The organism is Rhodococcus globerulus NBRC 14531 (assembly GCF_001894805.1).
GTDB classification, from domain to species: Bacteria; Actinomycetota; Actinomycetes; order Mycobacteriales; family Mycobacteriaceae; genus Rhodococcus_F; species Rhodococcus_F globerula.
This window is the reverse complement of the sequence record NZ_BCWX01000006.1, coordinates 67,143-90,216: the sequence shown is the minus strand read 5'-3', so window position 1 is coordinate 90,216 and position 23,074 is coordinate 67,143. Positions and strand designations below refer to the sequence as shown.

Sequence of the window (23,074 nt, the reverse complement as noted above, 5' to 3'; positions counted from 1 at the left end):
CATGCCTTCGAGCACCGAACTTACACGCTAATACCGACAATGATTTCGATGTCATCGACATAGCTCGACGTATCGATTTCACTTTCACGCACTTCGGAGAGCAACCGATTGGGACTAGGGAAGGATACTCGATACGATTCGGACATGGCACGCATTCGCACCATTGAGCCCGGGACACAGTCGATTCGTGCACACAGTAGCGAGGTTGACTGCTTTTATAACCTGGTTGACGACGAGTCTGGAGCGCGGCTCGTCCATCTCAGCACGTTCGGTTCGGACCATCGCAAGTCTTCACCGAAGAGCAGCCAATCCATTCAGTTGGATCAGCAGATGGCAGAACGCTTGATCGCTGTGTTGCTCGAATCGTTCCCGGCGATCGGGGCGCCTGTGCCAACCCCGATCGCCGAACCTCCACTCCCGATTACGCAGTCATCAGGAAGCACGCTCATCTACGACCAATTGTCGCGAGAGCTCGGTCCCACCTAGTTTCGCGCGAGCATCCCGACCAGCAGGTCTGCGTTCGTTTCCTCCGCATGAACCACTACAAAGCCATCGTCCTTGAGCCAGGTGTCACGCTCTCCATCGTTTCCCTCAACCAAGACGACGGCAGGTTGGCGCCATACTGCTTCGACAGGCCACCCGATGTCGCCCATTTCGATTCCCATCTCCGGCTTATGAACCCCGAGCAAAGCGAGTGCCAACAACAACTCGGAAACTGACGCTGAAGTCCCTTCTAGATCCTGCCCCCATGCGCCAGTGGAATCCGCACCGTCGATCTGTAGGTGTCGGAAGATCGCCAGAGCGCCTCTCCTCGAGAGCTTTTCATGGTGTCGTGCGTTTCTGTACGAACGAAGACATCCGTAGCAAGAAGTTTCTTCGCCGCATTCGCATGACTGGACGCGTTCAACGGCTCCTTCCAGAACAGAACCGAGGTTCTCGGCGATCTTCTTCGCTGCACCCGCACCTGCCGGGACGGTGTCGAACAGTACGATGCTTCGTCGCCCGTCGGCGCTCCACGACAACGTTCCGTCAATATCGTCTCGGCTGATCTCGAGTGCTTCGGACGCGCCTTCCAAGAGTGCGTAAAGCACCGACATCCACTGTGCTTCGCTTTCCTTGCTGTAGGCAACGTCCGCGAACGTGAACTCGGCAACGTCGGTCTGGTATCGATGTGCAAGCGAAACAACTCGAAGTGGGCCATCACACGCTTGACCAGTATGCGGCCGTTCATGCTTCCGACTCGAGAGCTTTCCGCCAACCGGTTTACCCCACCCGCACCAATCGCAGATGTAGAAGCCGCCGCCATCACCGTCTGAGATGACTGCCAACGTGGCTCTCGTTCCAGCCCGCGCGGATACTTCCATTCCGCCCGTAGAGTTCCATGTGAAGATATCGATTTGGTCGCCTACATTTTCGACATAACTTGCTCCGTGCCAACGCCGTTCAGGCGGCACCGTACCAACATCGTGCGCTTCGCGATCCGCAACAAACCCGTATTCGGGAATCACGAAGGAGCGAATCTTGTCGAACTGAGCATCGCAGCTAGGGCACCTCTCATCGACATCGAGTTCGCGACCGCATTGGAACCGAGCACAGTTGCGACACACCCTGTACTTGAGCTCGTCGAGTTCTCTCTTGGGAAGCTTATGTAACCCACGTGACGTCCAGACTTTGCCGCCCGCAACAACTTGGTTGCCAGGCGCGTAGTCGTAGATCGCCTGGCTCAGGTCGCGCGACAGCTCCAGCTTGCTGCCGATTGGCTCCTGGCAGTGCAGGGTACGCAGTTCGACTGTGTCAACAGGGAATCCGTACTTCGGCAGGATGTTCTTGTTCGCGAGAAATCCCAGCAACTGACGATTCTCGATTGTCCGAAGGGTTTTCAACAGCTTGTTGGCCAAGCCAAGTTGGTCAACCTCTTTCGCATCGTCGATCAGTTGCCGGAAGACCTTCAGGTCTTCTCGAACGTCTTCCTCAGCCAGCGTAAGCAGCTTGTCCAAGTACTCGACCCACGCGTTGGTCTCGACGCCGATCTCCTCCTGGATTTCCAGCGGCAAGACCTGACGCAATGCATCCTTGATCTCCGCAGGGACCGGAGTGAGGAATGCACGCACCGTCGATGCTGGCGAATCCTGTTGCGCCTCAGGTGGGGTAAAGAACTCTCCGGCATACTTCCACGTGGTCCCGCCCGATTGGAACGCATACCGGAAGAATGCGGACAGAGCAACTGAATGTGCATGCCGACGGCCGATTCGTTCGTTCTCGATAGGCACCCACGGGATACGCATCTTCCCTGCGATCATGGATTCAGGGCTCTGGTATTTCGCCAGGTCATGAGAGTTGCGGTTGGCGTATGTCACGACCAATGCCGCCGAAGCCGCTCGTCGACCAGCTCGACCGGCCCGCTGAACATAGTTGGAGGTCTTCGGCGGCATGTTCCGCATGACGACGGATTGAAGGTCGCCCACATCAACACCGAGCTCGAATGTCGTCGAACATGACAGAACGTTGACTCTGCCGTCGATGAAGTCTTTCTGGATAGTGGCTGCTTCCTTGGCATCCCACTGTGCGGTGTGCTCCATCGCCGACATCGGCGCAGCATTGAGAGTCCGGTAGATGTTGCGGTAGTGGTTACTGTCAGCTTCGACGGACGGAATCACATACGACTCCAACGTCCCTGGGCAGCTGCTGTTTGAGCACACGCCCCGCACACTGAACGCCGTCACGCGGCGGCATGCATCGCAGCGATACCAGTCGACATCAAGACCGTTGTGAACGCACAGTTTGGCGTGATTGATCTGAAAAACGTCGGCTGCGAACTTGTCACTCTCAGGTGAGATGTAGCCGGCATCGAGCAAGAAACGCCAACACCCATCAAGAACCTTCTCCACAGGCGCATCGACGCCCACCGCGCGAAGAACCTTGTCGACAAACTTCACACGGTTGTTCGTCGTACCTGCACGGCCACTGGGCAGCCAACTGAGGACCTTCCTGGTTCGGTCGGATTCCATCAGCCGCATGCGAATCCGCATATTTCGCGGCTCGAATCGCTCGCTCTTGATGTCGACCTCGTCGAGCAGGTTCATGACGCCCTGAAGCCTGGCGGTCTTTACCAGTTCATCGAGTAGGCCCCAGCTCTCATCCTCTGTGAGTCCGAGTCGACCGAATGCCTTTGGAAGCGCTATCTTCTTCGAACGTGCCAGCGAGACACGCATCAGTCCGAGCCCTTCCAACGACTGTCGTTGGTCCATAGTCATGAGTTCGCCGACCACCCACTCGTTGGCGGCTTTCTCCATGGCCACACGACCGGCATTCTCGGGAAAGTGGCTGGCGTCCTTAGCCTTCTTGCGGACCACCAACGCCAAGTCTTCGACCGTGAGATCGTCGTCCTCGTACTTCTTATCTTGCAATGCTTGAGTGAGATACCGACGTTCAAGCAATCGTCCGTAGGTTCGTTCGAGATACGGCGCCGCAAAGGCTGCAGACTGCCGCGAGTCCGAGAACATCAGCAGCTTGCGACCCTCACCAACCTCTTCGACCGTCGAATCCGTTGCTGGTGGTAGCTGTTGGTACAGCGCGGTGGTGATCACAGCCGGAGCAGCATTTGTGTCAGTTCGCAGACGGCGAATCACTTGCCTTGCGCGGGCACCGCACTCGGTACATTGACTCATTACTCTGGTCGCAAACTTGTGTTCTCGTACACGACGCACCGCGCCCCCGGGGCAGTCCAAATGACCGCAGCCTGCGTCAGTATCACCGAGATGACCGCATCCTGTACACAGGTACCGAATACCTGGCTCTTCCTTGGCCTCCTCGTCGGACAAGGTCGCTTCGTCCTCGTCCACTGTGCTGTCGGAGTCTCCATCTGCCAGCACAAGCCAGCGCACAGATGAATCGTCCTTTGGCGGGATGAAGAACTGCTGGCGCTGTCGGTTCTCCACTTCACCCGCCAAGTGGACAGCACCACAACGTTGGCAGGTACCGAACTCGAATACTGCACGGCTGGTTTCCGGATCGATTTCGTGACGGCCAAGCATCACCTTCGGACCTTCGTCAGCAAAGCTGATGAAAGCGCCTTCAGTAGCACGCACAAACATGTGATACCGGGCCGACAACACAGGATTGCCAGAGGCGTCGTGAACTTTGCTTCCAAGCGCAACAAGCGCTTCCAGCTTCGCTTCGGCCGCAGAATCATGCGGCCAGAGGCGACTTTTCAAGTCCTGTGCGGCGACAGGTAAGCCAATCGCTTCACCGTCTTCAGCCCGTAGGTGCGTTTGAAGTTCAGCGATCCGGTATTCACTATGCAATGCGTCCGCAGCATCGCCTGAAGACGTCTTGGTCTCGAGTTTCGTGAGGTCACCGTCAGCGGCAGCCCATTCGAAGAGCTCTTCGTCTGTCATCTTCCATGTTGGCGTGGCCGCTCGCGCTTGACGCGTCGCTCGGACTAAATCTTGACGGTTGGCATCTCCGTCGACAAACTCGAATGGGGCGTCAAACAGATTGCGTGCAAACGTCATTGCTTCCGCTGGATCACCGTCCAGAGATGCTGAGGTGGCGATGCACTGCAAATCATTTCCTGCAGATACTCGTTGGCGGAGTCGCCGCAAGAGCAACGCGATTTCCGAGCCTTGTGCACCGTCGTATACGTGCGCCTCGTCGAGTGCGATGAATCGCCACGTTCCCGCGTGCGGACCGTCGAATAGATCAAGATCGGTCGGACGCAGCAACAGGTATTCGAGCATCGCGTAGTTGGTCAGCAGGATGTTGGGCGGGTTCTCGCGCATTTCCTGACGGCTGAGCAGTTCGTTGGGCAGTCGCTCCTGCCCTGGGTTCGTGGCTTTGTACAGGGATTCCGCTCTTGCTGCAGTTTCCTGCGTCTCGCCGGTATAACGTCCGAAAGTGATGTCTGGCAGCACCTTCAACATCTCGCGGAGACGCCCGAGCTGGTCATTCGCGAGCGCGTTCATCGGGTAGAGCAGCAATGCCCGCACTCCTGGTCCCAATGTCCCTGCCGCACGCTCCACAATCAGCGAATTCAGGATGGGAAGCAGAAAACTCTCTGTCTTGCCAGAACCCGTACCGGTCGAGACGACGAGGTTGCGCCCAGCCACAACTTTGCGGATCGCTGTCTCCTGATGCACGTACAGAGGTCGATCCAAAGGGACGACGCGGCTGTTGATCCCCACGAATTCCGGGTGCAGCACGCCGTCGTTGACCATCTCCTGCAAAGTGCTGCCTGCCGCGTACGGCGGTGTCAGCTCGAGCAATGGCCCCTTGGTCAACAGATCTGTGTTGTCAATAGCGCCGGAGAACGCGTGCGCGATCGCAGGATCACTCGGCGCTAGGAGTGTCTTGAGATAGCGTTTGTACCCGTCTTCGATCTGGTGCCCGGTTTCCAGCGGGTCTAGACGATCACTCATTTTCCACTCCGATCAAGTCCCCACAATGGGCATAAGTCACCAGCGCTTCAGCGATCAGCAGGTCAGTCATAACGAGTTTCGGGCACAGCCACGCCATACGTGCCCAGGCTTCCATCAACCCCGTCGTCAATGGGGAGTATGCGAGCATTCCGTGGGCATCCAGCCGTGCAAGTGCTGCGAGCGTCAGAGATTGCATCGACAACAGCATCCACGGATGCGTCACTGTGTCGACTCCGTCCAATGCCTCACTTCGGGATGAGATGACGTTGTAGATCGCCTTCGACGATTGTCGAACCAAACGCAGCGACTTCAACGATTCCGAGGCGAGCATCTGATGTGCTCCAGATGACATCCACTCGCCTCGGCGGTGAAAGGCATCGATTGTTGCGTCCACACGGGTATCGAGATCGAGCAGAGCTCCGGGAACTAGCCGGAATTGCTCGAACATCTTGTCGACCGCGGGCTTGGAAAGCGAGTGTACGCGTGCGACATTCAGATCGAAGTACCCTGAATTCAGAGCCTCTGAGCTGCCTCGCAATACCTCGAACAGCACCGGACCGCACTGCTCGGAGAGATAGGAGATTGTTTCGGCCCGCTCCTCCCCGACAGCACCACGCCGTTCGAACAAGGACGGAAGGTCAGCGATTTCAACCATCGAACCGACCCACGGGTTGGTGTGGAGATCATTGAGCGTGTACTCGGCGCTGAAGCTTCGATTCACGAGACCTGTCCGGATCAGCAGTGCCACCATCTCCTCGGCAGGAATGGTGCTGCTACCCAACGCTTCCAAGGCAGACCGAGGGTGGATCGCGAGAATGCGAACAAGTGCCGCACGCAATCTCTGCGTTGCGACGTCTTCTGCATCTTCGCGCAGCATCGCAAGTGCGGCCCAGGTCTCCGGCATCGCTAATCCCGAGGTGGGCGGCGAGCCTTCTCCAGCAAGGAACCGAGCCAACTTGTCCCGGGTTCCGTTGGCGTCACGAACCCACCCACGCTGTTCGATTCTGATTGCTGAGGAGTCCGGCCAGCGCGGCGGAGTGATAGTCACCCATGGATCGTCGACGAAGACCTGCCCCAGGAGAGGCCCGGCATCCACGAGTTCCGCCGGCAGTACAACTCGGCCTTCACTGATTTCGAGCGTTCGCATCGGTAGCCAGGGCGCTGTTGTCGACCACAAATAGATCGCGAGGTCGTCCTCGGCTGCAAGATCCTCGAAGATCAACGTTCCATCGACGACGGCGATTCCGCTGCACAGTTCCGCCGGCCGAATATTGGCAAGTGCCACACTCGTTGTCGTGCCGTCGGAATCGTCTACCAGTGCCGCGATACGACAGTCTCCCGTAGCCGTCCGAACCGCGTCGACAAATGTACGCGAGAGGACTTGAAACGTGTTGTCGGACGGTACATCCGGAGTGACCTCTTGAAGCAGGTCGCCATTGTGCGAGAGCAGCGCGAAGGAGACAGAGACATCTCCAGGGATTCGTGCAGCGATTACGGAGTAGTCCTCCAAGTCGCCCGGGGTGAGGACCTGCACGGAAGTACGCCACTGTGCAGGCTTCCCGACTGGGTCCAATCGCATCTCCACGTAGGGAGGTGTCATCACCAAACGGAAGCTGCGACTCTCATCGCTCACACGAATCTCGGCGTCTCGCGTCGCGACGTCGAAGCTCACTTGTACCCGATCGACTTCGAGTTTTCCGACGCTGTCAGCGGTGGCGGTTATCGGTGATAGGCCGCCCACCACTGGGTACCGGAAATCGCGGTCGAATGAAATCGCGAGGTCTTCGGCCAGAAATACCTTCTGACGAATGTCTGATCCGAGTGGACCGGTTACAGCTATCTCGAAAAGTCCTAGCAGCGAGGACGTGTTGTCGGAGAACGGATCCAGCGAGGTTGTCTCAGCCTCCGTGATCCACTCCTCGTCCACCAACCAAGCAGTCTCGCCTTCTCTGCGAACGCGCACCCGCCAGGAAACTGTGGCTGCACTGTGGTGGGCAGGCAACGTGATTTCGGGACGGGTTGAGTAGACGGTCAAACCATTGAGTGCCTTCAATCCGAGAATGGACTCACCGAATGCGAAGGTCGGCGAGGCGGAGTTCCTCACACTTCGTGCGACGCCAGTTTCGGCCGTCTGCGTCCTCGCAAGGCGAATGGAGTGATGTTCGGTCAGATCAACGAAAGCCGTCGTCCAACCTTGCCAGCCGACGGGTGCACTTGGTTCGACCCCTAATTCGATCGGGCTGTCAGTGACCGCGTCAACAAGCTGTGCATCTCGGGGAAAGAGCGCGATCACCTGCCCCTTGGGCAGAGTTGCACGTTGCTGGATCCAACGACCATCCGCTGCAAACAGAATCAACGGATCCCGTTTGTCTACGACCGGCAGCCGGTGGCTTTCATTGCTCGGATGGTGCTTCAGCTGAATAGTGCGAATCGGCGAACCTACCGGCACCAACGTCGGTGGGTGTTCCTGATCCCCGCTTACGCCCCAACCACGCTCCGCGTAAACCTCACGCGTGTCACCGTCGAAGGACACGCGCCACGCCACCTCCGGTTCATCGGTGGGGTATGGAATGGACACAAAGACCTGATCGTCCTGCAGGTCGTACACCAGTGTCGGTTTGCGGCGACGCCGTATCGACGACGCGTTTCCAGATGAAACGCCTCCGATGGGGTGGTCTCGCAGATGATCGATGAGCCCATCCAGCATCATCGTGGGTAAGCCTGTTGTCGACGTATCGAGTGTCAGCTCGTCCCACGAATCCGGTTGGGAAATGGTGTATTCGACGAACTCGAAGATCCGGTCCAATATATCGAGCGAAAAATCACCGCCGCGAAGAATGAAGTTCCGGACAGGAACGTCCAACGGATTCATTCGTGACTGCTTGCCGGGTTCATTGAGCCATTCGACTAGGGACGCTCCAGACGCATCCCTGCCGCCCACAAGGTGGGACCCGATGATTCCGACCAAGTCGCCCAGGCAATACGTCGGCACTCCGGCATGCAGGGTGAGCAGCCGAACGTAGTCGTTCCCTAGATCCTCGAACTCGGCAAGCTGGTAGCGCTTGAAGAGTGTGCGAAGTTGGGCACGAAGCACATTCTCGAAGTTGGGGTCACGATCGAGGCCGAGTTCGTCCCAGAAATCCTCCCAGTAGCGCCCCTGCTCGTATGCCAGCGCGGCATGTCCGACCAGAATCGTGAGGGTGAGTGCAGGGTACTTCTTGATTACGTCTGCGTGCGAAAAACCTCGCCGAAGCATGCCTTCGGCGCGCTTACCGTAGAAGCCTTGAGCTCGCCGGACTTCATCTTCACTGAGGTTGGTTTCGATGACAAGGGAAACCTTCTCCAGCAAACGACTGAGGCGAAATTCCTCGTCACTCAGCCAGTTTTCCAGAAACGACGGGTCCCCCACCGGTTCTCACCTCTTTCTCAATTCGGTTGAGCAGACGCACAATGCCACTACCCACCGACAATCACCACGATTGAAGCCGGATTTGTTTGGACGATGCCTCGAAGACGTTCTTCGTATTGTCGTTAAATCGATATCGAGTATTACACCCCGGACCGACAGAAAACCGGCCGCACATCCCTGATACCGGCACCGTTTTGCCCGAGTGGTTGGATAGCACCTACATGCTGGTCAAACGAACGGAGCGGTCGCAGATGACGTCCACTGCTACAGAACTCAATGTCGCACCCGGATCGATTGTCGTGGTGCGCGATGAGGAGTGGCTCGTCACCTCCGCCGAGCAGGGTTCTGACGGCTGGTTGATCCGAGTCCGAGGCCTGTCCGAGCTGGTCGCGGATACCACCGCCGCATTCTATTCGAGTCTCGACAAGATCGAGGTCCAGGACCCCAAGGACGTTCAGGTAGTCGCCGACGACTCGAACGGATACCGAAACAGTCGGTTGTGGCTCGAAGCGCTGACTCGCAAAACGCCGGTACCGTACGGCGAGCAGTCGTTGACCGTCTCGAACCACATGCTTGCCGATTCCCTCGGCTACCAGCGCGCCGCCGTGGCGAAAGCCCTCGACCCACGACATATTCGACCTCGAATTCTGCTCGCCGATGCGGTCGGTTTGGGAAAGACTCTCGAGATCGGAATGATTCTGTCGGAGTTGGTCCGGCGTGGGCGCGGCGAGCGGATCCTGATTGTCACGCCAAAGCATGTACTCGAGCAGATGCAGCATGAACTGTGGTGCCGATTCGCGTTGCCATTTGTGCGGCTCGACTCGGCAGGCATTCAAAAGGTTCGTCAGAAGCTGCCCGCAACTCGCAACCCTTTTACCTATTTCAAGCGCGCCATCATCTCGATCGACACGCTGAAAAGTCCCCGTTACAAGGCGCATCTAGAGCGCCACAATTGGGATGCTGTGGTAATCGACGAGTCCCATAACCTCACCAACACAAACAGCCTGAATAACGAATTGGCGCGAGTGCTGGCGCCGAAAACCGAAGCCCTGATCCTTGCCTCTGCCACTCCTCACAATGGACGCACAGAGTCTTTCGCAGAACTCCTACGCCTACTTGACCCGACGATGGTTGCCCCCGACGGTTCCTTCACCAAGGAGGACGTCGACACGCTGCTGATCCGACGTCACCGTCATCACCCCGAAGTAGCTGCCGAGGTGGGAAGCGACTGGGCCGAACGCGCAGAGCCCATACACAAGTTGATTTCACCGTCGGCCGCGGAAGACGACGTCGCAGCGGAGCTGTCGCGCACCTGGCTACATCCCCAAGTCGGTACCTCGTCCCCTTATTCCGGCGATACCAAGGCCCTTTTCGGATGGACGTTGGCAAAGGCATTTCTCTCCTCCCCCGCCGCTCTCGCCGAAACGATCAAGCAGCGTCGCAACAAGCTCGATCAACACGACGCGAAACAGCGGCTCGAGCTCGACGCACTGGCCACTCTGAATGCGTTGAACGCCGCAGCCCTCAATGAAAAAGCCGGGAAGTTCTCCGCGCTAGTCGATCGTCTCCGCGAGATCGGAGTTGGTCCCAAATCAGATATCAGAGCGGTGGTTTTCGCCGAACGTGTGGCCTCATTGCACTGGCTCACCGAAAATCTTCCTACGGCACTGAAACTCAAGCCTGAGAACATCGCAATGTTGCACGGCGGTCTCTCCGACGTAGAACAACAGGAAATCGTCGACAGCTTCAAGCTATCAACTTCACCTATCCGCGTTCTCGTCACAGGCGACGTCGCATCGGAGGGAGTGAATCTGCATGCTCAGTGCCACAACCTGATTCACTACGACATCCCCTGGAGTCTCATCCGGATTGAGCAGCGCAACGGTCGTGTCGACCGGTATGGACAGAAGTTCCCTCCTGTCATCTCCTCGCTGATTCTTGAGCCATCCGATCCCGACTTCTCTGGCGATCTCCGGATCCTGTCTCGACTTCTCGAACGTGAAAACGAAGCTCATTCAGCCCTCGGGGACGTCGCTTCTCTCATGGGCAAACACACTGTCGGAGAAGAAGAATCAGAAATTCGAAAGGTTTTGGCTACGGGCGCCAACATCGACGCAGTTGTCCGTAGCGCCGAGGACGTTGCCGACGGAGATGATCTGGATGCGTTTTTCGCGCAATTCGACGCTGACGACGCTTCCGCCACCCAGATTCCCGACGCTCCGAGGCAAAGCCTGTACAGGGATGACATCACTTTCTTGGACGAAGCCCTGCATGCCGCGTTTCACGATGCACCGGGCAATCATCCTGACGATGGCGGTGTGGGCTGGACGATCAACACCACGCACCAGATCGCTGAGCTGATACCACCCAAGGATCTTCGTCAGCGACTCGGACAGTTGCCGCAGAACTATCTGCAACACGGTCGCATTCTCGAACGACTCAAGCTCGCCACGTCGAAAGCAGTTGGAAACACACAACTGCAAATAGCCAAGGAAGGCAAGGGCGTCAACAACACCACATGGCCCGAGGCCCATTTCCTCGGCCCGTTGCACCCAGTCCTCGATTGGGCCAGCGACCGCGCACTGAGTGCTCTGGGGCGCAATCAGATCTTTGTGATCCGTGGTGATGTGGAAGCCCCGACAGTGCTACTGATGGGCACGCTGATGAACCGCCGTGGACAGCTCATCTCCAGGGTGTTTTCGACGGCAGTCTTCCGTCATCCCGCCAATCCTTCGTCCTGCGTTGTCCAGACGCACGCGGATCTGGGTTTCCTCACAGAAGAGACCGGGCTTCGACCAGGTTCATCGAATCCTGGTGGAATCGAGAATGCTGGGCAATACAAGTCGCTGATACCCACTGCGGTCACCGAGGCACAGAATGCAATGTCGTTGACGTTGTCAGCCCAGCAAGCCAGCGCGGAGAAACGTCTCGACGAATGGCGTATTCGCGCAGACCGATGGCACTCCGAGGCCGAGCAACTGGCGCTCTTTGGTACTCAGAAGTCAGAAGTGAACCGCCTTGCTCGACGCATCGAGGAAGAGCAACGCCTCGCCGAGATGATGGCACCCACCCAGCAGTTGGTGCGCCCGCTGCTCGTAATCGTTCCCGCAGATACCTCCGCTGCGGTTTCCACTGAGAAGGACCAGTAACCGTGGCTACATTTGATTCCATCGTCGTCGGCGAAGACTGGATCAGCGAACACTATTTCACTACCGATTCCGTCAAAGAGTCGTTTCAGGGCAAGGTCCTCGAACTCCGCAAGCACTGGGATGCGGAGGCCAAGGAAGGCCTCAACACAGTGCGGCAGGCTTTCCTCGCCGCATGCCGAGATCTCCATACTCGAATCGCCGCGCTGGCCGAGGATCCTGGTGCCGCTCCTGTAGCACACGCACTGATTCGCGAATCACTGGGCTTTGCAGGCACTCTCGCACCTTTCCACGGTGAGCGGGCCGGAACAGATGTTGATGTCCCCGACGCCGCACTGGCTGGCGTCGATCAGGTCCTGTTCTTACAGGCACGTCCTGTCGAATCGATCAATGATCTACTCGATCCCACGACCGGGCAGCTTATCGATCCAGCAATTGTTGAGAACAAGCAGATTCACGCCGTTTCCAAGGCAGTATCGGAAGTGTTCCACACCGACGAACCGCCAGCCTTCGTTGTAGTGCAGGCCGGTCAGTGGCTGCTACTGGCAGAGGCTGAACGGTGGGCGGAAGGACGCTATCTCGCAGTAGATCTCCTCGTAGTCGCAGAGCGACGCCATGAGGCGCGCGGCGGCGAAATCGACAGAGCACTGGCGATTTTCGGCCGGCAGTCTCTAGTTTCCGATGCTGACGGAAACATCTGGTGGACTGGTGTTCTCGAAGATTCCGTCAAGCACACCGTCGGAGTATCGAAGGATCTACGCGAGGGCATTCGACTGTCCATCGAATTGATTGCCAACGAGGTGGTGAACCGCCGAGCCGCGAAGAAACTGACGCTCGACGGCATCAACGGGCAGGAACTAGCAAAACACTCGCTTCGCTTCCTGTACCGAATCCTGTTCCTGCTCTACGCAGAGGCATCACCCGAGATGCGTGTGCTTCCTACCGGCGCACCCGAGTATGGCGAAGGCTACGGATTAGATCGATTGCGCGAGTTGACCCTCACGGAATTGGTCTCACCTCACGCACAGTCCGGAACACACCTGTATGAGTCTCTAGCGACACTGTTCCGTCTAGTTGACCGCGGCCACACCCCGCATGCGCCCGAGCATGTCACCGACGATCCTGCCCCCGGCCTTGAGTTCAACAGCTTGCGTGCTGATCTCTTCTCCCCCAAGGCAACCGCACTGATCGATGAGGTCGGCTTGGGTAACGAGACCGCACAGAAGGTGCTTGAGCATCTACTCCTGTCAAAGGAGTCGAAGGGACGCAAGGGCACCGATCGCGGCTTCATCAGCTATGCCGAACTAGGCATCAACCAGCTCGGCGCCGTGTACGAGGGTTTGATGTCTTACACCGGCTTCTTCGCTGGGGAAGATCTTTACGAGGTCGCCAAGAATGGCGATTCTGAAAAGGGATCGTGGGTGGTCCCTGTGACTAGAGCGGACCACCTATCTAAGTCTGATTTCGTATTGACCAGCGAACCAGGTGAAGAACCAATCCCGGTAGTACACAAGGAAGGCAGCTTTGTCTTCCGCCTTGCCGGTCGTGAGCGCCAGCAATCAGCCTCGTATTACACACCCGAGGTCTTGACGAAGTTTGTTGTGTCTCAGGCGCTCGAAGAATTGCTCGATCAGGACGGAACCCGCACCACCCCCGAGCAGATCCTGCAGTTCACCATCTGCGAGCCTGCTCTCGGTTCCGGTGCATTCGCCATCGAAGCGGTACGCCAGCTAGCCGCTGAGTACCTCAAGCGTAAGCAGGAGGACCTTGGCAAGCGGATCGATGCAGATAAAGTTCCGTTCGAGCTGCAAAAAGTCAAGGCACACATCGCGCTTCATCAGGTTTATGGGGTCGACCTCAATGCCACGGCCGTTGAATTGGCAGAAATCTCTCTCTGGCTGGACACAATGGTCGCTGGGCTTCAGGCGCCCTGGTTTGGTCTTCACCTGCGCTGCGGAAACTCCCTGATCGGTGCTCGACGTGCAGTCTATTCGCCAAGCCTCTTCACGAAGAAGTCCTGGCTGACGACAGTCCCGAAAGATGTACCGCTGAACGAGGAAATCGGCGCCGGAATCCACCACTTCCTGGTCCCCTCGCAAGGTTGGGGTGCCGTTGTCGACACAGCGGAAGCCAAGACCTACGCTGCCAACAAACGCGAAGATTTGCGTCTGTGGCGTAACGGGATTCGAGGAAACCCAAGCAAGACAATTGTTAAACGCCTCAGCGCACTCGCCCAACGCGTTGAAACCCTATGGGATTTCACGGCACGACGCCTAGAAATCGCCGAGTCGGAAATTCACCGCAATATCAATATCTGGGGCACCGAAAAGCTTGAATACACTCCGGCCATTGCTCGCGAACATATCGAACTATCACTAAACGACGCGAATGGCGCCTACCGACGCTTGCGGAGAATTATGGATTCCTGGTCCGCATTGTGGTCATGGCCATTGACAACGAATATAAACGCCCCTGACTGGGATCAGTGGACGGCTGGACTTGAAGCGATTCTCGGAATTCCGCGCAAAGAGAAACCGCCGACCACAAAAGGGCAGCTCAATATGTTTGCCGATTTGGACTGGTTCGAGCTCGACGCAGCCGAATCTAACGACATCTTATTTAGTGGTGCAAAAAAAATAGAAGATGCAGTCGTTGAATTTCCATGGTTGGTGCTCACCGAATCAATTTCGGTAGCTCAAGGGTTCTTCCACTGGGAACTCGATTTTGCTCCTGTATTTGCAGCAGGCGGCTTTGATCTCCAGGTTGGAAATCCTCCATGGGTGCGCCCAGGCTGGGATGAAGTCTCAGCATTCGCCGAGTTCGATCCATGGTGGACATTGACCGCTGACATCACGCCCGAGGGCAGGAAAGAGCATATTGAGTATATAAACAACGATGTTTCCGCAATACGAAAAATCCTCGACCAACGAAGCCTACAAGCCGGCGCCGCCGAGAGCATCGGGTCATCTATAAATCATCCAATCCTACGTGGACTACACCCCAATCTATATCGATCTTTCATGGAACATAGCTGGCGCTCCAGAAGGACAAACGGAGTGGTCGCATTACTGCACCCAGACAATCATTTTATCGAACCTAATGCAGCAGCGTTGCGGGAAAAATGTTACCTTACTTTGCGGCGACATTGGGAATTTCGAAACCAAATCAAACTATTCGAAGAGATTGGTAACACGCGCCCCTACAGTGTTAACATCTACGGAAATCAGTTTTCGAAACCAAATTTCCTTCACGCTGCCCACATCTACCACCCAGACACCATTGAGAGATCGCTAGTCCATGACAGATCCGGAACTCCACCGGGCATGAAAGATGTGGATGGAAATTGGTCACGAATTCCACACGCCGACAGGATAATTACGGTAACCGAAGCAGTCCTCCGAACATGGTCTGACCTAGTCGACCCGCCAGGAACGCCCAGCCTGGCGGCAAGAATGGTTTACACTTGCAACAACTCTGCAAATTCTGCCCTCGACAAGATCGCGAAAGCTCCGAGAATGAATCGGGAAAATTTCGATTTCACTCAGGGATGGACCGAAGGTAAGAATCTAGGCTTAGGCTTCTACGTAAAAAGACCCGCATATCCAGAGTCCTGGACTGAGTCCATCTATCAAGGTCCGCAAATTTCTGTGGCAAATCCACTATTTCAGCAAACGAAAATCGAAGCAAAAAGCCATCGAGACTACGAAAAAATTGACCTAGAAAAAATTGATCAAGACTTCATACCGCGAAGTCGGTATCAAGTATCCAAACCGCAACGCGAATACCTTGACGCATATCCTAAATGGGAAGCCAAGTCGAGTAGCGATTTTTACCGACTAATTTGGCGCCGAAGACTCGACGATGCTATGGAGCGAACCGTACTTGCCGCAATCGCACCTCCAGGCCTTTGTCACGTACATCAAGTTATGACGGGAAGGCTCCCCTCTAATCGAGAGACAGTTATCGCTGCTGGAATCTGGGCGTCACTACCAGTCGATTTCCTAGTCCGAGCTGCCGGTTTCTCCGATCTCCTCATAGGAACCATTGCCACCATACCGTTCATTGATGATTCACCTCTGGAGCATCATCTGATTCATAGAATCATGCGGCTAAATTGCCTTGTACAGGAGTACTCCGATCTATGGGAGGAGTTGTTCTCGCCGGAATGGATGGAACATTCCTGGGTTTCTGGCATTTCAGGTTGCCCACATGATCGAACCCCGCTGGGAGACATTAGTCAAGATTGGACTCGTTCCACACCGGTAAGGCGAGATATCGATCGCCGACAGGCGCTGATAGAAATTGATGCCATCGTTGCGGTGATGTTGAAAATTGATTCAGAAGAATTCATTGCACTTTATCGAGCCCAGTTCCCAGTTTTAATCACGAATGAGAATGCAGCAGTTTATGACAGCGAAGGAAGGTTGCTTCCTGCGAAAGTCGTCGGCGAACTGCATAAAGAACGAAAACTTACCCCATTTAAAATTGAATTAGATGGTCAAGTGTACCGAGGGCCATTCATGAAAGTTGATCGTGAAAAAGATATGATTTTGGCGCACGAACACTTCAGGAAGCTCCTTCCGTAACGGCAACGCAACACCCTCCCTACGCTTCATCGACTACCTGAAGGATACCGACCATGGGGGCACTGCTACCAACTCTGCAGGCCGAGCATTTGCGCGAGGGTCTCACCGACTACCTCGCGACCACGTTCGCGCTCACCGACCCAGATGCGCAGGGCGCGCTGACGGACTTCATCGGCGATCCCGAAGGCGGAATGTTCAAAGGCCCCTACGGGCGGCTGCGGCTACCCTTTGCTCCTGCTGGCGGAAACTGGGGCTTGCCGCTCGATTGGCGACCAGACGGGTTCACGCCATACGGCCACCAGGCCAAGGCCTTTGAACGGCTATCGACCAAGTTCCAGAACCGACCATTGCCCACCATGGTCACCACCGGAACCGGGTCCGGTAAAACAGAAGCCTTCTTGTACCCGATCATCGACCATGTATTGCGCGCCAAGCAGGCCGGGATCACCGGCACCAAGGCGCTGATCCTATATCCGATGAATGCGCTGGCTAACGACCAGTCCGAGCGTCTAGCCCGTCTCATCACGAAGTACCCGGAGCTGGGAGCCGTGACTGCGGGCCTGTACACCGGCGAGCAGAAGACCGGCCGAACACAGGTGTCGGAGCATGGCTTGATCAGCGATCGATCGATCATGCGCGATACCCCACCGGATATTTTGCTTACCAACTACAAGATGCTCGACCAATTGCTGCTCCGGCCCGAAGACGCAGCGCTGTGGCGGAAATCAGCAGAATCCTTGCAGTACATCGTCCTTGACGAGTTCCACACGTACGACGGCGCTCAAGGCACGGACGTCGCGATGCTGCTCCGTCGGCTTGGCCTCACAGTGAAGAGTTACTGGACCGGAGCCTCGAAAGCCACCGACGCCGATCGAGCGCGACCACTCGGGAAGATCACTCCAGTCGCGACGTCAGCGACCCTCGGGTCCAAGTCTGATCCCACGTCAATGCTGAGCTTCGCCCACACCGTGTTCGGGGAAGAGTTCGACAACGATTCCGTAGTTGGCGAAACACGCACTACTGCCAAGCAATGGCTCTCCGATCGGCAACCCGATCTGGATCGACTATTCCGACCGATCGATCCTGTTGTCAGCGATGCTGTTGACAAGATCGCCAAGGCCGTCGAACAGAGCCGCGATACCGTCCCCGATATCAATCCTGTGATCGCCCGCGCAGTCCTGGCCGAATTGTTCGAACGGACAGACGGTTCCGATTCAGACCATGGTCTGACAGATGCGGATTTGAAAGTGATGAGCAACAAGGAGGATGTTCTCCACCTCATCAAATCGCATCCGCTGCTCGCGGGGATCCTCGAACATGCCACTGACGCAATCTCACTCGCAGATCTGGCATCGCGAGTATTCACCGCACCAACGCTCGAGCGCAATGCTCACCGGGTCGCGGCGGCTCAGCAGAAGTTCCTCGACTATTTCTTCGCATTGCTGTCTCATATCCGGGCCGAGGTCGGCCCCAGCGCACTGAATGTTGATGTCCACCTATGGGTACGAGAACTCAGCAGAGTCGACCGCCTCGTTCACGCCACTGCCGGCTACCGCTGGTCAGACGACGGCACTGTCGCCGATCAACACGACCTGTTCCTGCCTGCCGTCTATTGCCGACACTGTGGACGCTCCGGATGGGGTGCACGTCTCGCCCCCACAGGTACGGCCCTCGACGTCACCGACGAGGCGATCCGCGCCGACCACGCAGCTGGCGCTTCTCGCTTCCGCGCATTGATCTCCGCACCTGCCGAGGCACAGCTCCACACCGACAAAAACAAGATCGAAGGGCTGCGCTGGTTCCACATAGATGACCGCGAGATCCTCGACGCCGCACCTGACGCCGACAGTGACGATGCCCTCGACGCCCGAGCGCTTCCGATTCTGACCCTCACTGGACCTGACGCGGATGAGCTGTCGAAGAAGGATGCGTGCCCGTCCTGCGGCGTCGACGACGGTATCCGATTCCTCGGTAGCGCTGTTGCAACACAACTCTCGGTGACCCTGTCGAACATGTTCGGTAACAAGGATCTCAACGCCGGCGAGAAGAAGGCGCTGATGTTCACCGACAGCGTCCAAGATGCAGCCCACCGCGCCGGATTCGTGCAATCCCGCTCACACAGCCTGAGCTTGCGTTCAACTCTGCGCGGCGCCCTCGGCCCCACACCGATCGATCTGACGGAACTTACCCAGTCGGTGGTTGCACGCGCCGAGAATGATCCCACCCGTCGCTACCAGCTGCTCCCCCCAGACATCGTCGATCGCGATGACTTCACGGCGTTCTGGAAATCCGATGCGCACCACAGTTCCCGCCGCGCTGCAGAACAAAAAGCCAAGCGCCGCTTGCAATTCGACATCGACCTAGAATTCGGCTTGCAGTCTCGGACCGGTCGAACACTCGAACTCACCGGCAGCGTGGTCGCCGAGGTATATCTAGGCTTGCCGGGACGCGCTGAAACACTTGGTCGCCTGGCTGTCGAGAACACCGAGCATCTGCAGCTCGCACTCACTAATGCTGCAATTCCAGGCGAACAAGAGGGAATGTTCGTCGACCCCCGCGGTGAACAAGGGCGTCTAGGCGAAGCAGATCAACCAGAAATCGACCCGGTAGCCTTGGCCCGATGGGTACGAGGAACAGTCGAGCGCATCCGGACCCAGGGCGGTATCCGGCACGAGTGGTTGCGCAGCTACCTGGAGAAGAACGCCAATCGATACCATGTCTGGGGTGGCCGACCCAAAGGGGAAGGAATGCCGGCGTTCCCGAAAGGACGTCCAGCCCCTACCTTTCCAGCCTCCGGATCCGGGCAAGGTTCGCTTCCCGAGGGATTTGACTCGATCACCGCACCGTCTTCGTGGTACGCAAGGTGGGCCTCACAGTGCCTTGGTGTATCGCCCTATGACGGAACGCATCTCGCCAAATCACTGTTCACACTCCTGACCGAGCAGCGCATCCTCGACACCATCACCAGCGAGACCGGCCTCACCGTCTATGGGCTGCAGCCAACAATGGTGCAGTTATCGGCTCCCGATAGCGAGGCGCTCCTTGATGGACAGCACCTTCTCATCTGCGACGTATGCCAAGCACCAGTCCCCGGCAGCATCACGACCACCAAGGAAATGTCGGGCGCACCGTGCCTGTTGGTGCGCTGCCCCGGAACACTGCGCCGCTCAGCGCGTACCGACAACTTTTACCAACGTCTCTACAGCTCAACCAAGATGAAACGCGTCGTCGCGCGCGAGCACACGTCGCTCCTGCCCACCGCTACGCGCCTCGCATACGAAACCGCTTTCAAGAACGGCGGGGCAGACCCACAGGCACCGAACGTTCTGGTGGCTACACCGACGTTGGAAATGGGTATCGACATCGGCGACCTGTCGACCGTCATGCTCGGGTCGATGCCCCGAACCGTCTCGTCGTACCTTCAGCGAGTCGGCCGCGCCGGCCGTCTGACCGGAAACTCACTTGTCCTGGCCTACATACGTGGTCGTGGGGAACACCTACCCAAGCTGTTTGATCCCCTGTCTGTCATTCAGGGCGACGTCCGCCCACCCGCCACCTTCCTGCGGGCCGAAGAGATCCTGCAGCGTCAGTACGTCGCACACATCATCGACCGGTTTGCCCGTGATCCGCAGACCGTAGCGCTCAAGGAAGCCCGAGCTGTCCTCGGCAGCTTCGACGACGGCACTTGGATGGCGAACCTCATCGCTATCGCCGACAGCGAAGCACCAACGCTGACTGCAGAATTCCTCGGACAGTTCGACGGGCTGCTCAGCGACGATGCCATCAGCGCCCTGCAGACGTGGGCAACACCAGCAGCCGACGGCAGCCACAGCGAATTGACTCTGCACCTTCAACAAACTGTCCATCGGTGGAACCGGGATCTGGCCGAGCTCACTACTCGACGCGACACCGTCACCGAGCAGCTGCCAGAGTTCGAGCGCAGGTTCGCTTCCCCCGCGGCCACGGAGGACGACCGTCGCGCGCTGCGCACTGCGCAGGGGTCGATCAAGCTGCTGGGTGCACAAATCGTGTCCATGACCCTCGACTACTGGATCTCGGTACTCGAGCGCTACGGGGTTCTCCCCAACTACACGCTCCTCGACGACAGCGTCACTTTGGACGTCGGCGTCACATGGATCGACGCGGACAGCTCGGCATTCATGAGTGATGAACTCAGTTACCAGCGAGGTTCCCGCGTCGCGCTAACCGAGCTCGCTCCCGGCGCCACGTTCTACGCACAAGGATTGGCAGTCAAGATCGATGCTGTCGATCTCGGTACCGGTGAGTCCAATATCCACACATGGCAGGTCTGCCCGCAGTGCGGGTGGGTTGCGATCACCCCAGCTGGGGCGACTCTCGCCCCCATCGCGTCGTGCCCTCGTTGTCAGAGCACTGCAATCGCTGACGTCAGTCAACGCTTGCAAGTGGTCGAGATGACGCGTGTATCTGCAGAAGTACGTCGCGACGAAGCCACGATCAACGACGGTCGGGACAATCGCCATCAAGAACCCTTCACCGTCACTGTCGCGGCCGATATCGACCCGGCCCAGGTTGGGCGATCCTGGTACGTCGCCGATCGAGATTTTGGTGCAGAGTATCTACGCCGCATGGATATTCGTTGGCTGAACCTCGGCAAGCGAACCTCACAGGGCAAGCAGCGCATCATCGCTGGGCAAGAATCACACACCGGCCTTTTCCGTGTGTGCGCGGCCTGCGGGCAGCTCGATGGCAAGGCCGGGAGCAACAACCAGTTCGAGCATCGCACCTGGTGCCGATTGAGGAAAGCAAAGAACGAGGATGTTCGCGAAATCGCACTGTCTCGCACTTTGCGAACTCAGGGCGTGCTGCTGCACTTGCCTCCGGAGCTCGAATACGACACCTTTGCGCACCCGAGCTTGAGTGCCGCAATGCTTCTCGGACTCCGACAGGTCATTGGCGGTTCTCCCGAACACCTCGACGTGGTCACCATCAGCGATGCCCTACGCACGCCAGACCGCCGAGCGCTTCTAATTCACGACACGGTTCCCGGCGGAACCGGCTATCTCGCGGAGTTCGCCGATCCGAACAGAGTATGGGAAGTTCTGGTCGCAGCACGAAAGGTGGTGCGCGAATGCCCTTGCCGCGAGGAAGATCGTCTCGCTTGCCACCGCTGTTTGCTCCCCTTCGCAGCGCCGTACGAGATGGACAAGGTCTCGCGCATGACGGCTCTGACGGTCCTCGACAAGATCCTCGATGTGGAGGGCCGTCGCGCCCAACCTGACATCCAAGACTGGTTGACCTCACTCACCGAGAATGCACCACCGCCACCTCCCGCCAGCGACGAGTCGCACCTCGAAAAGGACTTCTACACTTCCTTCATCGGTCGCCTTCGCGGGATGGGCGCAACAGTGGTCGAAAAACCTGGTACTTACGGGCCGTCTGCAACTATCACGTTGCAAGGCAAGCCTGTTCGCCGGTGGTCGTTGACCCCGCAGGTGCAGAAGGGATTTGTTCTTCCTGACTTTATGCTGACCTCTTCCGACACATCTATCCCGGAGATCGCTCTTTTCGCTGACGGTCGCCGCTATCACGCATCGCCTCAACACAACCGCGTAACCGACGACGCCGGTAAACGCGCTGGGCTCCGCGAATCAGGACACATCGTCTGGTCGTTCGGGCACGAGGATCTACAACGATTCAAGAACAACGACGAGTACGAGCCCTCATGGTTGAACAGCAAGTCGACACAGTTCGCAACGAAGAGCTTCAATTTGAAGCCCGGACTACTGCGACTCCTCACCAAAGACCCCATTTCTCAGCTACTGGCGTTTGTCGCTGACCCTGACCTCGATTCGTGGACTGCGTTGAGCCAATCCATGCCGTACCTGTTTCTGCGGACTGACAATCGGGTTCAGTCGACCGCAGAATCGATGCTGGCTTCTGCGCTCGCTGCACTTGACGGAGGGAAACCCTTCTCGATCTCGGGCACGGATATCTGCTGGTCGTTGACCGAAGGCCCGTTGGCTGTGACAGTCGCAGTGACGTCGCGTGCCGACAAATCTGCGACTGCAGTTCTTGCTTTGGACGACCGTAACGACGCGCTCGAAGCCCATGAAGGTCGTGCGTGGAAAGAATGGCTGCGTCTCTCGAACTGGCTCGGACTAGCAGGCCGGCACCAGATCACGACTCGCACATTGCTGGACGCTGCACCTATCGCAGCACCGATTACATCGGCACCGGAGCCCGAGCAGTTGTCACCGATCTGGCAGAAGGCCTTGCACAACGCGGTTTCCGAAGCTGAGCGCAGTTTGGTTCACGCCCTCGGCACTGCAGCTCCGACCCTGACACCACCTGAACTCGGGTACGAGACAGATGAGGGCGAGGTACTCGACCTCGCGTGGCATTCCAGCCGAGTCGGCGTGGTGTTCGAGCATGACGACGACGTGGCCAATACGATTACCGAAGCAGGGTGGACACTGTGCTCACCCGAGGTGGCATCCATCTTGGAAGCATTGAAGACGAGCGGGGAGTTCTGAC

The 23,074-nt window shown here is 57.5% G+C and carries 5 protein-coding genes; 3 read left to right on the top strand and 2 right to left on the bottom strand.

Annotation, left to right across the window (positions count from 1 at the left end; translation table 11 throughout):
• Window positions 1–482: 482 nt before the first annotated feature.
• A complete protein-coding gene (locus tag RG2_RS26065) occupies window positions 483–5,417 on the bottom strand; it encodes a DEAD/DEAH box helicase (protein WP_033236016.1) in 4,935 nt (1,644 codons plus the stop codon).
• Complete coding sequence (locus RG2_RS26060) at window positions 5,410–8,826, bottom strand: hypothetical protein (RefSeq protein ID WP_230590320.1); 3,417 nt, start codon at window positions 8,824–8,826, stop codon at window positions 5,410–5,412. The genes RG2_RS26065 and RG2_RS26060 overlap by 8 nt, the downstream gene beginning before the upstream one ends.
• 251 nt (window positions 8,827–9,077) lie before the next feature.
• Here RG2_RS26060 and RG2_RS26055 point away from each other — a divergent pair, with 251 nt between their 5' ends.
• Genes RG2_RS26055 through RG2_RS26045 form a run of 3 tightly spaced genes read left to right on the top strand, consistent with a single transcriptional unit; the run spans window position 9,078 to window position 23,073 of the window.
• Window positions 9,078–11,975: an SNF2-related protein gene (locus tag RG2_RS26055; protein WP_033236121.1), complete on the top strand. Its 2,898-nt coding sequence runs from the start codon at window positions 9,078–9,080 to the stop codon at window positions 11,973–11,975.
• Between the two features lie 2 nt (window positions 11,976–11,977).
• On the top strand, window positions 11,978–16,558 hold the full coding sequence (locus RG2_RS26050; protein WP_033236015.1) for an Eco57I restriction-modification methylase domain-containing protein: 4,581 nt from the start codon (window positions 11,978–11,980) through the stop codon (window positions 16,556–16,558).
• A 53-nt stretch (window positions 16,559–16,611) separates the two neighbouring features.
• Window positions 16,612–23,073, top strand: a complete 6,462-nt coding sequence (locus RG2_RS26045; RefSeq protein ID WP_033236014.1) for a DEAD/DEAH box helicase — start codon at window positions 16,612–16,614, stop codon at window positions 23,071–23,073.
• Window position 23,074 lies beyond the last annotated feature (1 nt).